This is a genomic window from Belnapia sp. AC561, assembly GCF_979252845.1.
The window spans coordinates 39,001-51,346 of the sequence record NZ_CEEDBP010000016.1 but is presented as its reverse complement, the minus strand read 5'-3'; the positions used below and the strand labels follow the sequence as shown (position 1 = coordinate 51,346).

Annotated in this window: 12 protein-coding genes; 6 read left to right on the top strand and 6 right to left on the bottom strand. The window is 67.7% G+C overall.

Features of this window, described 5'->3' with window-relative positions:
- The first annotated feature begins 21 nt into the window (after positions 1–21).
- From AC0IW9_RS14850 to AC0IW9_RS14835, 4 genes are all read left to right on the top strand, one after another.
- A complete protein-coding gene (locus AC0IW9_RS14850; RefSeq protein ID WP_471649046.1) occupies positions 22–807 on the top strand; it encodes an SDR family NAD(P)-dependent oxidoreductase in 786 nt (261 codons plus the stop codon).
- Between the two features lie 470 nt (positions 808–1,277).
- The gene (locus AC0IW9_RS14845) at positions 1,278–3,224 is read left to right on the top strand and encodes a PrkA family serine protein kinase (RefSeq protein ID WP_471649045.1); all 1,947 of its coding nucleotides are present in this window, start codon (positions 1,278–1,280) and stop codon (positions 3,222–3,224) included.
- 30 nt (positions 3,225–3,254) lie between these two features.
- Positions 3,255–4,559 (top strand): YeaH/YhbH family protein, encoded by a 1,305-nt coding sequence (locus tag AC0IW9_RS14840; protein WP_471649044.1) that lies wholly within the window; start codon positions 3,255–3,257, stop codon positions 4,557–4,559.
- The gene (locus AC0IW9_RS14835; RefSeq protein WP_471649043.1) at positions 4,556–6,091 is read left to right on the top strand and encodes a SpoVR family protein; all 1,536 of its coding nucleotides are present in this window, start codon (positions 4,556–4,558) and stop codon (positions 6,089–6,091) included. Before AC0IW9_RS14840 ends, AC0IW9_RS14835 begins: the two co-directional genes overlap by 4 nt.
- An 18-nt stretch (positions 6,092–6,109) precedes the next feature.
- Here AC0IW9_RS14835 and pal read toward each other — a convergent pair whose 3' ends face one another.
- Both pal and AC0IW9_RS14825 read right to left on the bottom strand, forming a co-directional pair.
- Complete coding sequence (gene pal / locus AC0IW9_RS14830; protein ID WP_471649042.1) at positions 6,110–6,649, bottom strand: peptidoglycan-associated lipoprotein Pal; 540 nt, start codon at positions 6,647–6,649, stop codon at positions 6,110–6,112.
- A gap of 112 nt (positions 6,650–6,761) precedes the next feature.
- Positions 6,762–8,441 (bottom strand): gamma-glutamyltransferase family protein, encoded by a 1,680-nt coding sequence (locus AC0IW9_RS14825; protein WP_471649041.1) that lies wholly within the window; start codon positions 8,439–8,441, stop codon positions 6,762–6,764.
- Positions 8,442–8,567: 126 nt separating this feature from the next.
- Here AC0IW9_RS14825 and AC0IW9_RS14820 point away from each other — a divergent pair, with 126 nt between their 5' ends.
- The gene (locus tag AC0IW9_RS14820) at positions 8,568–9,002 is read left to right on the top strand and encodes a DoxX family protein (RefSeq protein WP_471649040.1); all 435 of its coding nucleotides are present in this window, start codon (positions 8,568–8,570) and stop codon (positions 9,000–9,002) included.
- A gap of 1 nt (position 9,003) precedes the next feature.
- On the opposite strand, the gene AC0IW9_RS14815 is transcribed toward AC0IW9_RS14820, so the two are convergent.
- Positions 9,004–9,504, bottom strand: coding sequence for a GAF domain-containing protein (locus tag AC0IW9_RS14815; protein WP_471649039.1), 501 nt, complete (start codon positions 9,502–9,504; stop codon positions 9,004–9,006).
- 177 nt (positions 9,505–9,681) lie between these two features.
- Here AC0IW9_RS14815 and AC0IW9_RS14810 point away from each other — a divergent pair, with 177 nt between their 5' ends.
- Complete coding sequence (locus AC0IW9_RS14810) at positions 9,682–9,993, top strand: hypothetical protein (RefSeq protein ID WP_471649038.1); 312 nt, start codon at positions 9,682–9,684, stop codon at positions 9,991–9,993.
- Position 9,994: 1 nt separating this feature from the next.
- Here the strand turns inward: AC0IW9_RS14810 and AC0IW9_RS14805 are convergent, their stop codons facing one another.
- The 3 genes from AC0IW9_RS14805 to minD form a co-directional block, all read right to left on the bottom strand.
- On the bottom strand, positions 9,995–11,062 hold the full coding sequence (locus AC0IW9_RS14805; protein WP_471649037.1) for a serine hydrolase domain-containing protein: 1,068 nt from the start codon (positions 11,060–11,062) through the stop codon (positions 9,995–9,997).
- A 98-nt stretch (positions 11,063–11,160) separates the two neighbouring features.
- A complete protein-coding gene (gene minE / locus AC0IW9_RS14800; protein ID WP_471649036.1) occupies positions 11,161–11,457 on the bottom strand; it encodes a cell division topological specificity factor MinE in 297 nt (98 codons plus the stop codon).
- Complete coding sequence (gene minD, locus AC0IW9_RS14795) at positions 11,457–12,278, bottom strand: septum site-determining protein MinD (RefSeq protein ID WP_471649035.1); 822 nt, start codon at positions 12,276–12,278, stop codon at positions 11,457–11,459. The genes minE and minD overlap by 1 nt, the downstream gene beginning before the upstream one ends.
- Positions 12,279–12,346: the final 68 nt, after the last annotated feature.

Here is a 12,346-nt window from a genome sequence, read left to right as displayed (position 1 = left end):
CAACAACCGGAGGAGCCAAGCATGCCAACTCTTTTTGACCTCAGTGGCAAGGTCGCCATCGTCACCGGCGGCTCCCGCGGCATCGGCCGGGCCATCGCCGAGCGCATGGCCGAGCACGGCGCCAAGGTGGTCGTCTCCTCCCGCAAGCTGGATGCCTGCCAGGTGGTGGTCGATGGCATCACCGCGAAGGGCGGCACCGCCGTCGCCATGGCCTGCAACATCGGCCGCAAGCCGGAACTGCAGGCGCTGGCCGATGAGACGGTGAAGCTCTGGGGCGGGGTCGACATCCTGGTCTGCAACGCCGCCATCAACCCGCATTTCGGCCCGGCCATGGGCATCGCCGACGACATCTTCGACAAGATGATGGCGACCAACATCAAGTCGAACATGTGGCTGTCCCACATGTGCATCCCCAGCATGGAGGCCCGCGGCGGCGGGGCGATCGTGATCGTCTCCTCGATCGGTGGCTTCAAGGGCTCGGTCAACCTCGGGGCCTATGCCATCACCAAGGCGGCGGACCTGCAGCTCGCGCGCAACCTGGCGGTGGAATGGGGGCCAAAGAACATCCGGGTGAATTGCATCGCCCCCGGCCTGGTGCGGACCGACTTCGCCCGGGCGCTCTGGGAGGATCCGGTGAACTACAAGAAGCGGACCCGCGACACGCCGCTGAAGCGGATCGGCGAGCCGGACGAGATCGCCGGTGCCGCGGTCTTCCTCGCCTCCCCGGCCGGCAGCTTCATGACCGGGCAGCACATGATCATCGATGGCGGCGTGCTCTGCGGCGCGCCGGCCAATAGCGAAGACTGAGCCCACTCCGGGGGTGCGCCAGGACCCCCTGGCGTGCCCCTCGACGGTCCTGCCGGCCGTCGCTGGCCTGCTGCTTGCATGACCATTGCCGGCGGTCAAATCGAAGCAGTGGCGTCCAGGCCGACTATTCATGGCCCCAAACTGGTCATGGCCGGCGGTATCCAAGTGTAACTTGAACCTTAACGCCGCTGGTAAATCGTGACTTCGCATCGATTGCCGCCGGCGGTGAAACCGCCAAGACGCCATTGCAGTCATGGGATGCCCCGCACAATGCGCAAGGCATGGTTTGACTGACAGGCGAGCGGTCTACCAAGGCCCATCGCGCTGCCGCGACCCGCCTCGCCTCTCCGTGATTTGCAGCTTACAGGGCGCGGGTGCGCCGCAGCAATAAAAGTTTACCGCAATCGGTCTGGGCATTCCGCACACTGTCGGCGTTGCCATCTAACTGGCAGCGCTTGCAGGGGCGGCCGATGAACAGCACGCAGGACATCTTCGCCGACTACGCCCGGGCCTATGAGTCCCGGCGTGAAACTGACATGTCCATCTCGGAATATCTCGAAGGATGCCGGACCGATCCGGGGATGTTCGCCAGCGCACCGGAGCGCATCCTCCAGGCGATCGGCGAACCCACCGTGGTCGATACCGCCAAGGACGTACGCCTCGGGCGCATCTTCCTGAACCGGACCATCCGCACCTATCCGGCCTTCGCCGAATTCTACGGCATGGAGGAGACGATCGAGCGGATCGTCGGCTTCTTCCGCCATGCCGCCCAGGGCCTCGAGGAACGCAAGCAGATCCTCTACCTGCTCGGCCCGGTGGGCGGCGGCAAGTCGTCCCTGGCGGAGCGGCTGAAGGCGCTGATGGAGGCGCAGCCGATCTACGTGCTGAAGGCGGGCGACGAGATGAGCCCGGTCTTCGAAAGCCCGCTCGGCCTCTTCGACCCCGAGCGGATGGGGCCAATGCTGGAGGAACGCTACGGCATCCCCCGTCGCCGCCTGACTGGGCTGATGAGCCCTTGGGCACTGAAGCGACTGGATGCCTTCGGCGGCGACATCTCCCAGTTCCGGGTGGTTAAGGTCCGCCCCTCCCGCCTCCGCCAGATCGCCATCGCCAAGACCGAGCCGGGCGACGAGAACAATCAGGACATCTCCTCCCTGGTCGGCAAGGTCGACATCCGCAAGCTGGAGATGTTCGGCCAGAACGACCCGGATGCCTACAGCTTCTCCGGCGGGTTGAACCGGGCCAACCAGGGCATCCTCGAGTTCGTCGAGATGTTCAAGGCGCCGATCAAGATGCTGCATCCGCTGCTGACGGCGACGCAGGAAGGCAACTATATCGGCACCGAGAATATCGGTGCCTTGCCCTTCCAGGGCATCATCCTGGCCCATTCCAACGAGTCGGAATGGCAGAGCTTCAAGAACAACAAGAACAACGAAGCCTTCATCGACCGTATCTATGTCATCAAGGTCCCCTATTGCCTGCGGGTGACCGAGGAACAGCGGATCTACGAGAAGCTGGTCTCTTCTTCGGAACTGGCCGCCTCCCCCTGCGCCCCGGCGACGCTGGAGATGCTGGCCCGCTTCACCGTACTCAGCCGGCTGAAGAAGCATGAGAACTCGAACATCTACGCCAAGATGCGGGTTTATGACGGTGAATCGTTGAAGGAGACCGATCCGCGGGCCAAGAACCTCTCGGAATACCGCGACTCGGCCGGTCCCGATGAGGGGATGGAGGGCGCCTCCACCCGCTTCGCCTTCAAGGTGCTGGCCGCGGCCTTCAATTACGACACCACGGAGATCGCCGCCGACCCGGTCCACCTGATGTATGTGCTGGAGCAGACCATCCGGCGCGACCAGCTCCCGGACGAGACCGAGAAGCGCTACCTCGAATTCATCAAGGGTGAGCTGGCGCCGCGCTATGCCGAGTTCATCGGCAACGAGATCCAGAAGGCCTATCTCGAATCCTACAATGACTACGGCCAGAACCTGTTTGACCGCTACGTGGCCTATGCCGATGCATGGGTCGAGGACATGGACTTCAAGGATGCCGATACCGGCCAGATGTTGAACCGGGAGCTGCTGAACCAGGAGCTCACCAAGATCGAGAAGCCAGCCGGCATCGCCAATCCGAAGGATTTCCGCAACGAGGTGGTCAAGTTCGCCCTCCGCGCCCGGGCCAACCGCGGCGGCCGCAACCCCTCCTGGACCAGCTACGAGAAGATCCGGGAGGTCATCGAGCGGCGCATGTTCAGCCAGGTGGAGGATCTGCTGCCCGTCATCTCCTTCGGCTCGAAGAAGGATGGCGAGTCGGAGAAGAAGCACGGGGAGTTCGTGCAACGCATGGCATCACGGGGCTATACCGAGAGACAGGTGCGCCGGCTTGTCGAATGGTACATGCGGGTGAAGCAGGCCGGCTAAGCCCGAAACGGATCGCGAGGCCACTGCTAGATGCAGATCCTTGACCGCCGCCTGAACCCAAGCGGCCGCAGCCTGCCCAACCGACAGCGCTTCCTGCGCCGGGCGAAGACCCTGGTGCAGGAGGCGGTCTGCGATGCCTCCGCCAAACGGGACATCCGCAGTGCCGATGCCGGGGGCGAAGTCAGCATCCCCCTGCACGGCATCCGGGAGCCGAGCTTCCACCATGGCGGCGGCGGGGTTCGCGACCACGTCCTGCCCGGCAACAAGGAATACCGGGAAGGTGACGAGATCCAGCGCCCGCCCAGCGGTGGCGGTGGCGGCGGCTCCGAGGGCTCGCCGGACGGCAGCGGCGAGGATGCCTTCCGCTTCGTCCTGACGCGGGAGGAATTCCTCACCCTGTTCCTGGATGACCTCGAACTGCCGGACTTGGCCAAGCGCCGGCTGGTGGAGGGGTCGGACCCCGCCTGGCACCGCGCCGGCTATTCCGTGGCGGGCACGCCATCGAACCTGTCGCTGGCCCGGACCATGCGGAACAGCCTCTCGCGCCGGATCGCCCTCAAGCGTCCCAAGCCGGCCGAGGTGCTGGCGCTGGAGGCCGAGATCGCCGCACTGGAAGGCGACCCGGAGGCGGTGGACAGGCTGCTGGCACTGAAGGCGGAGCTGGCGACCCAGGTGAAGCGCAGCCAGCGCATCCCCTGGATCGACCCGATCGACGTGCGCTACCGGCGATTCGAGCCGGTCCCCCGCCCGGTCGCCCGCGCCGTCATGTTCTGCCTCATGGATGTCTCCGGCAGCATGACCGAGGACATGAAGGACCTGGCCAAGCGATTCTACACGCTGCTCTTTCTCTTCCTGCAGCGCCGCTACAAGCACGTTGACCTGGTCTTCATCCGCCATACGCATGAGGCCGCGGAGGTGGACGAGCAGACCTTCTTCCATAGCCGGGAGACCGGCGGCACCCTGGTCTCGACCGCCTTGGAGGAAATGCGGAAGGTGGTCGAGGACCGCTACCCGCCGTCCGACTGGAACATCTATGCGGCGCAGGCCTCGGATGGCGACAATGCCGCCGGCGACAGCCAGCGCACCGCCCGGCTGCTGATCGATACCATTCTGCCGGCTTGCCAGTACTACGCCTATATCGAGGTCGGCCGCGACAGCGAGCATGGCATGCCCGGCTTCCCCCGCGGCCCCACCGACCTGTGGCGGACCTATGAGCAGCTGGTCTCGGCCGGCGCGCCCATGGCCATGAAGAAGGTCCGCAATCGGCGCGAGATCTTCCCGGTCTTCCGGGAGCTCTTCGCCAAGCGCGGCATCCTGGAGGAGGCGAAGGGATGAACGCGCCCGTCACGCCCGACCGGCTGCTCTACGAAGGCGCCGACTGGGACTTCTCCACCCTGATGAAGCTGCACGATGCCTGCGAGGTGGTGGCGCATCGGGACCTCGGCCTCGACGTCTATCCGAACCGGATCGAGATCATCAGCGCCGAGCAGATGCTGGATGCCTATGCCAGCACCGGCCTGCCGCTGTTCTATCGGCACTGGTCCTTCGGCAAGCAATTCGCCCATCACGAGGCGCTGTACCGCAAGGGCCTCCGCGGCTTGGCCTATGAGATCGTGATCAATTCCGACCCCTGCCTCTCCTACGTGATGGAGGAGAATACTGCGACCCTGCAGGCCCTGGTCATCGCCCATGCGGCCTTCGGGCATAACCATTTCTTCAAGAACAACCGGCTGTTCAAGGAGTGGACGGATGCCAAGGGCATTCTTGACTACCTCGAATTCGCCAAGGGCTACGTCGCCGATTGCGAGGAGAAATACGGCGAGGCGGCGGTCGAGCGGGTGCTCGATTCGGCCCATGCGCTGATGAATTACGGCGTCCACCGGCACCACCGCCGCACCCTCGACCTGCGGTCGGAGGAGAAGCGGGAGCGCGAGCGGCGGGCCCATGACGAGCAGATGTACAACGTCCTCTGGTCCACCCTGCCGGAGAAGGCCAGCACCCAGGCCATCGCCGGGGATGTCGAGAAGCGCCGCGCCCTGCTGCAATTGCCGCAGGAGAATATCCTCTACTTCCTGGAGAAATCGGCGCCGCGCCTGACCTCGTGGCAGCGCGAGATCCTCCGCATCGTCCGCAACATGGCGCAGTACTTCCACCCGCAGCGCCAGACCAAGATGATGAACGAGGGCTGCGCCACCTATGTCCACCACCGCATCCTGAATACCCTGCATGCCGAGGGGCAGCTCAGCGATGGTGCGCTGCTGGAGGCGCTGCATTCGCATACCAGCGTCATCATGCAGCTGGACTTCGACGACCCGCGCTATTCGGGGATCAACCCCTATGCGCTCGGCTTCGCCATGATGGAGGATATCGAGCGCATCTGCCGCAATCCGACGGAGGAGGACCGGGAGTGGTTCCCCGATTTCGCCGGCAGCGGCGACCCGATGCCGACGTTGCGGTATGGCTGGGCCGAATTCCGCGACGAGAGCTTCATCCTGCAGTTCCTCAGCCCGCATCTGATGCGCAAGCTGAAGCTCTTCCACCTGAAGGATGACGAGCGGCAGCCGGCGCTACGCGTCGATTCCATGCATGACGAGCGCGGCTACCGCCGGCTGCGCCGGGCCCTGGCCAAGCAATACGACCCGGCCTGGACCGACCCGGATATCCAGGTGGTCGATGTCGATCTCTCCGGCGATCGCCGCCTGATCCTGGAGCACCGGGTGCACTCAGGCCGGCTGCTGGAGGAGCAGGAGGCCCGGCAGGTCCTGCGGCACCTGGCGAGCCTCTGGGGCTATGACGTGCTGCTGCGGGAGATGGACCCCGCGACCGGCGCCTGCATGAAGGAACACGCCGTCTCCCCGCCGCGCTAGGCGGCGGGGAAGCCGGTTTCAGCGCAGGACCGTCACGGCCCGCCGGTTCTGCGCCCAGGCCTGCTGATCCGAGCCCAATGCCGCCGGCCGGTCCTTGCCGAAGCTGATGGTCTGGATCCGCGCCCCGGCGACTCCCTGCGAGACAAGGATATCGCGCGCCGCATTCGCCCGGCGCTGGCCGAGGGCGAGGTTGTATTCCCGCGTGCCGCGCTCATCCGCATGGCCTTCGACCGCGATGGTCAGCTGGCGGTACTGCTGCAGCCAAGCGGCCTGGCGGGCGAGCACCGGGCGCTGGTCGGCGCCGACGCTGGCGCTGTCGGTGACGAAGAAGACCCGGTCGCCGATATTGGCGACCAGATCCTCCTGGCTGCCCGGCCCGGCGGCGGCGCGGCCGCCCGCCCCACCGGCGCCGCCGGCACCACCCAGGGCACTGCCGGACTGGCCAAGCGCGGCCTCATTGCCGAGGCCAGCGGTATTGCCGGTGGAGGTCGTCGAATCGCTGCCGCAGGCGGCGAGCACGGTGACCAGGGCCAGGGCGGCGGGAATTCGGAACATCATGCCGGCGATACTCTCCTTGCCGGGCCGGCTCCGCAGGAATGGCGAAGGGCCCCTGCGGCTGTGTCGCGCTTCGCGCGAGAGAACACAACATTCCAGTCGGCATCGGGCCGCGCTACCAGCCCATCACCCGTGCCGCCCGTCGCGGATCGGCGCCGCCCTGCAGCAACCCATCCTCCCGCCGGCTGATCGCCATCACCCCCGCGGTGTTCAGGGACAGCGCCGGCCGCCACTGGATGGCATGACCCATCGTCGCCAGCACCTCGCCCACATCCCGCCCGATCGGCTCCTCCACATCCAGCCGGCCGGGGTGATAGGCATGCGGTTCGAAGCTGCCGGGGAAGCTGTGGGTGACGAAGCGCGGCGCCTCCACCGCCTCCTGCGGGCTCATGCCGAAGACGGTGCGGTTGAGATAGACCTGCAGCATGGCCTGGGGCTGCAGGTCGCCGCCCGGGCCGCCGAAGGGCATCACCCATTCGCCGGGGCGGATGGCCAGCGCCGGGTTGGGCGTCAGCCGCGGCCGCTTGCCCGGCGCAAGGCTGCTGGCGTGGTCCCGCCGGCCCCAGCTCTGCGACCCGCGGGAGGAGGGCACGAAGCCGAGGCCCGGGACCACCGGGCTTTCCCAGGAGGTATCGGAGGGCGTCGCCGAGACCGCATTGCCCCAGCGGTCGACCACGCAGACATAGGAGGTATCGCCGACCAGCGACGGGTCGGCCGCATTCCACAGCGCCGGATTGCCGGGCTCCGGCATCTCCGGCGTCGCCCGGGCCGGGTCGATCCGGGCGCGCTGCGCCGCGGCATAGGCCGGCGACAGCAGCCGGGCCAGCGGCACCTCGACGAAGCGCGGGTCGCCATAGAAGCGCTCCCGATCGGCGAAGCCCAGCTTCATCGCCTCGGCCAGCAGATGCACATAGGCCGCGGAGTTATGGCCCAATGCCTTGAGGTCGATGCCTTCCAGCACGCTGAGGAATTGCAGCAGCACCGGGCCCTGGCACCAGGGACCGCAGGAATAGACCTCCGTGCCATCGACCACGCGGCGGACCGGTGGCTCGACGACGGAGCGGTAGCCGGCCAGATCCTCCCGCGTCAGCCAGCCGCCGTTCTCGGCATGGAAGCGGGCCATGGCGACGGCGAGGTCGCCTTCGTAGAAAGCCGCCCGCGCCGCGGCGAGGCCGGCCAGCCGCCCGCCGGCCGCCGCGGCAGTCTCCTCGTCCACCATGTATTGCAGCGACCGGGCCAGGTCCGCCTGGACAAAGAGGTCGCCCTCCTTCGGTGGTTCGCCACCCGGCAGGAAAATGGCGGCATTCTGTGGCCAGCGGCGGTAGTTCTCGGCAAAGGTGGCGATGAAATGCGCCATGACGGGATGCACGCAGAAGCCGTCCCGGGCATAGCGGATCGCCGCCTGGGCGACCTCGCCGAAGGATTTCGTGCCATAGCGCTCCAGCGCCAGGATCCAGGCATCGGGCGCGGCGGGGACGACGGTGCGGAGGATGCCCTGCGGGATGGTCCCGCCGTGGTTCTGCTCGAAATAGGCGACATCCGCCGCCTGGGGCCACCAGCCGAGCCCGGCGATGCTGACCGTCTCCCCGGTCTCCCGCAGGTGGATGACCATGGGCGCCACGCCGGAGAACTGGACCTGGTCGGCATGCAGCACGCCGAGGGCGATGCCGGCGGCGACCGCCGCATCCACCGCATTGCCGCCGGCCTCCAGGATGGCATGGCCGGCCTCCGTCGCCAGCCAATGCCCGGCGGAGACCATATGGCGGCGGCCCGAGACCATGGGTTGAAGCGGCATCCGACATCCCCTGCGCGTGGCCGTGGGAGTGTCGCATGCCGATCATCCGTCGCAAGCCTTGCCGCAGCGCAGCGAAACCCCCTACAGCGTCAGGGCCCAAGATCGCAGCCCGAAGCGGAGAGTCCCATGTCTGCCGAACCCAGCTATCCCATGACAACCGCCCCGGCGAACTTCGACCTGGTGCTGCTGATCAGCCGGATCGCGCTCGTCGTGCTCTTCCCGATCAGCGCCTATTTCAAGATCATCCAATGGCCCGGCATCGTCACCATGCTGACGACCCAGGGTGCCCCGCTGCCCCTGGTCGGCGGTATGCTGGCCATCGCCGCGGAGACCATCTTCCCGATCCTCATCATCCTCGGCCTGCAGACCCGCCTCGCCGCCTTCGGGCTGATCCTCTATACCATCGGCACCAGCGCCATCGCGCATCGCTTCTGGGAATTCACCGGCGGCGCGCAGGTCGGCCAGATCTTCTCCTTCTTCAAGAACCTGGCGATGTGCGGTGGCTTCCTGATCCTCGCCTGGACCGGGCCGGGCCGCTTCGCGGTGCAGCCGCGCCCCTGAGCTAATCCGGGAGGCTGGCCGCCAGCAGCACGGGGACGGCGAGGCCGCCGACGATCCGGCCGACCTCGACATCCGCCTCCGTGTACCAGCCGGCCTGATGCAGCAGGTTCAGCGCGCCGATCGTCTCGCCCCGCCAGCGCACCGGCAGATTCAGGATGCTGTCGCAGCCGAGTGCATGGATCAGCGCATGGTCCCGGAAATTGGCGGCGATCTCGGCTTGGTCCCGGCCGATCCAGGGACGTCCCTGCCGGACCACATGGCGCGTCCAGGGCGTATCCTCCAGCAGCTTGCGGCCACCGGAGGGATAGGCCCCCGGCTGGCTGGAATGGATGCGGGCATTGCTGCCCGCCGCCGGGTCGCGCCGCATGATGGTGAAGAGCCGATGCCCGATCAGGGCACCGAGCGCCGCTTCCAGCGCGGCGAAGCCGGCCGCCGGCGGGCCCGGCTCGGCCAGCGCCGCCGCCAGTCTGGCCAGGTGCGGGAGGGGATCGGGGCGTTTCATACGGCTCTCCGGCGGACGCAAGGCCGTGGCGTGGCGACGGCGTGGCAGGATGCAACCCACAGGTAACCGGCGGTCCCGGCGGAATTCACCCGGCGCCGAGGCCGGTGCAACCCGGCCCCAGCCATAGTGACGGCGTGGCGATGGTCCGCAGCCGGACCCGCCAGGGACATGAAGGTCATGCGCAAGCTCATCCCCCTCCTCGCCGCCGCAGCCCTGCTCACCGGCGGCCTCTCCGCCCTGCCCCACCCGGCCGCGGCCCAGCCCATGCCGGCCGTGGCATCCGCCGAGGCGCCGCTGCAGGCGACCCCGGTGCATTGGGACCGCGGCTATGGCTACGGCGGCGGTTATGGTGGCGGCTACTATGCCCCGCCGCCTCCGCCGCCGCCCTGGTATGGCCGGCCGCATTACCGCGGCTACTACGGCGGCGGTGGCTATGGCGGCGGCTACTATGCCCCGCCGCCGCGCTGGGGTGGCGGCTGGTACCGCTAGGCTAGATCGCCGCCCGCACCGCCGCCATGAAGCCATCCAGCTTCGTCGCATCCACCCAGCGGAGCACGGCGACGATCCCGGCCTCAGGATCCACCCAGGTGACGTTACCGCCGGCGCCGGAGAAGCACCAGCTGCCGGCGCTGGCGGAGGGCCAGCGGGTCCGCCCGGTGTTGAGCCACCAGAGCAGCCCGTAATGCGGGTTCAGCGGGCAGGCCGTGGCGCAGCGCGCCACCCAGCCCGCGGGCAGCAGGCGGCGGCCGTTCCAGACGCCGTCCTGCAGGGTGAGCTGCCCGACCAGCGCCTGGTCCTCGGCATGGATGAAGACGCCGCCGCCCCAATGGCCGCCACCCGAGACGCTCTGCACCTGCCGGCCGCCGACCTCCACCCAGGAGGTCTCGTAGCCATGCCAGCGCCACTCCCTGGAAGCCCCGATCGGCTGCATGATCCGCTCGGCGAAGACCTCCGGCAGCGGCCGGCCGAAAACCCGCAGCAGGGCGAGCGAGAGGCGGTTCACCCGGACGTCGTTGTATTCCCAGTACTGCCCTGGCGGCTGCAGCGGCCGCGGCAGGCCCTTCTTCCCCTGGCCTTCCACCACCAGGTTGCGGCCACGGTCGATGGTATCGGCCTTGCCGAAGAGGCTGCCCTCCCATTCGGAGGTATTGGTCAGCAGGTGCCGCCAGGTGATACCGGCATTCTGCGGCCCTTCGAAACCGCCATCATCCACCAGGGCGCGGACCGGGGCATCGAGATCCGGGATCAGCCCGTCGCCCACCGCCAGTCCGGCCAGGATCGCCAGGTAGGATTTGGCGACCGAGAAGGTCATGTCCACCTGCCGCGTATCGCCCCAGCGGGCGACCGGCTGGCCGTGCCGCAGGATCAATCCATTCGCCGGACCGCGGCTTGCCACCGGGCCGAGGATGGCATTGTCGGGCGCCGGCTCGAAGAAGCCGGCCTCGATATGGGCGCGGATATCGCGCGGCCAGGGCGAAGGATGGGCCAGGGCATAGGCCACGGCGGGGGCATAGGCATCCAGCACGCGGCCGGCGGACAGGGGGACGGATTCGGACATGGACCGAGCCTATGGCCGGCCCAGCGACGGCGCCAGAGGGAGCACAGGCAATGGTGGTGGGTGGGCATGGTGGCAGGGCCGCCATGCCCATCGGGCCTTCAGCCGGCGGCGGCGCGCGGGCCGCGGGCCGCGGGCGGGCCCGGCAGCTCGATCTCGATCGCCAGGGTCGACATGTCGCCGCCGCGGTCGAGGTTGATGTTCACCTTGCCCGGGTCGATGGCGACGTAGCGGGCGACGACCGCCACCAGCTCCATCTGCAGCTTGGGCAGGAAATCCTCCCGCGTGCGGCCGATGCGCTCATGCGCCAGCACGATCTGCAGGCGCTCCTTCGCGGCGGAAGCGGTGGCGGGCGGCTCGGGCTTGCGGTTGGCGCGGAAATAATCGAGCCAGCTCATCACGCGGCCCTCCCTCCGAACAGGCGCTTGAAGATGCCCGGCTTCTTGTCGGGTTCGAGGAAGCGATGCGGCAGGTCGTCGCCGAGGAAGCGGCCGACCGCATCCTTGTAGGCCTGACCGGCGGCGCTTTCCTGGTCCATGATGACCGGGGTGCCGGTATTGGAGGCGCGGAGCACGCTCTCATTCTCCGGGATCACGCCGAGCAGCGGGATCGCCAGGATCTCTCGGATATCCTCGAGCTTCAGCATCTCGCCGCGCTCGACCCGGTTGGGGTCGTAGCGGGTGACGAGCAGATGCTCCTTCACCTTGTCCCGCTTCTCCTCCGCACGCTTCGACTTCGACTGCAGCACGCCGAGGATCCGGTCCGAATCGCGGACCGAGGAGACTTCGGGATTGGTGACGATGATCGCCTGGTCGGCGAAGTAGAGCGCGAGCAGGGCGCCCTTCTCGATCCCGGCCGGGCTGTCGCAGAGGATGAAGTCGTGATCCTCCTTGAGCTGGTCGATGATGGTCGCCACGCCGTCCCGCGTCAGCGCATCCTTGTCCCGGGTCTGGCTGGCCGGCAGGATGCTGAGCGTATCGACGCGCTTGTCGCGGATCAGCGCCTGGTTCAGCCGCGCCTCGCCCTGGATGACGTTGACGATGTCGAAAACCACCCGCCGCTCGACCCCCATGATGAGGTCGAGGTTGCGCAGCCCGACGTCGAAGTCGATCACTACCGTCTTCTTGCCGCGCTGGGCGAGGCCGGTGGCGATGGCGGCGCTGGTCGTCGTCTTGCCGACGCCGCCCTTGCCCGAGGTGACGACGATCACTTGCGCCATGGACGCATTCCCCTCATCCGCATGCAATTCCCCCGGTCCTGACGCCAGCCCAGACGAAACCAAACCAC

Bases quoted from the DNA above. Each gene is read 5' to 3' on its own strand.
- AC0IW9_RS14850 (WP_471649046.1), top strand. From the start codon at position 22: ATGCCAACTCTTTTTGACCTCAGTGGCAAGGTCGCCATCGTCACCGGC.
- AC0IW9_RS14845 (WP_471649045.1), top strand. From the start codon at position 1,278: ATGAACAGCACGCAGGACATCTTCGCCGACTACGCCCGGGCCTATGAG.
- AC0IW9_RS14840 (WP_471649044.1), top strand. From the start codon at position 3,255: ATGCAGATCCTTGACCGCCGCCTGAACCCAAGCGGCCGCAGCCTGCCC.
- AC0IW9_RS14835 (WP_471649043.1), top strand. From the start codon at position 4,556: ATGAACGCGCCCGTCACGCCCGACCGGCTGCTCTACGAAGGCGCCGAC.
- pal (WP_471649042.1), bottom strand. From the start codon at position 6,649: ATGATGTTCCGAATTCCCGCCGCCCTGGCCCTGGTCACCGTGCTCGCC.
- AC0IW9_RS14825 (WP_471649041.1), bottom strand. From the start codon at position 8,441: ATGCCGCTTCAACCCATGGTCTCGGGCCGCCGCCATATGGTCTCCGCC.
- AC0IW9_RS14820 (WP_471649040.1), top strand. From the start codon at position 8,568: ATGTCTGCCGAACCCAGCTATCCCATGACAACCGCCCCGGCGAACTTC.
- AC0IW9_RS14815 (WP_471649039.1), bottom strand. From the start codon at position 9,504: ATGAAACGCCCCGATCCCCTCCCGCACCTGGCCAGACTGGCGGCGGCG.
- AC0IW9_RS14810 (WP_471649038.1), top strand. From the start codon at position 9,682: ATGCGCAAGCTCATCCCCCTCCTCGCCGCCGCAGCCCTGCTCACCGGC.
- AC0IW9_RS14805 (WP_471649037.1), bottom strand. From the start codon at position 11,062: ATGTCCGAATCCGTCCCCCTGTCCGCCGGCCGCGTGCTGGATGCCTAT.
- minE (WP_471649036.1), bottom strand. From the start codon at position 11,457: ATGAGCTGGCTCGATTATTTCCGCGCCAACCGCAAGCCCGAGCCGCCC.
- minD (WP_471649035.1), bottom strand. From the start codon at position 12,278: ATGGCGCAAGTGATCGTCGTCACCTCGGGCAAGGGCGGCGTCGGCAAG.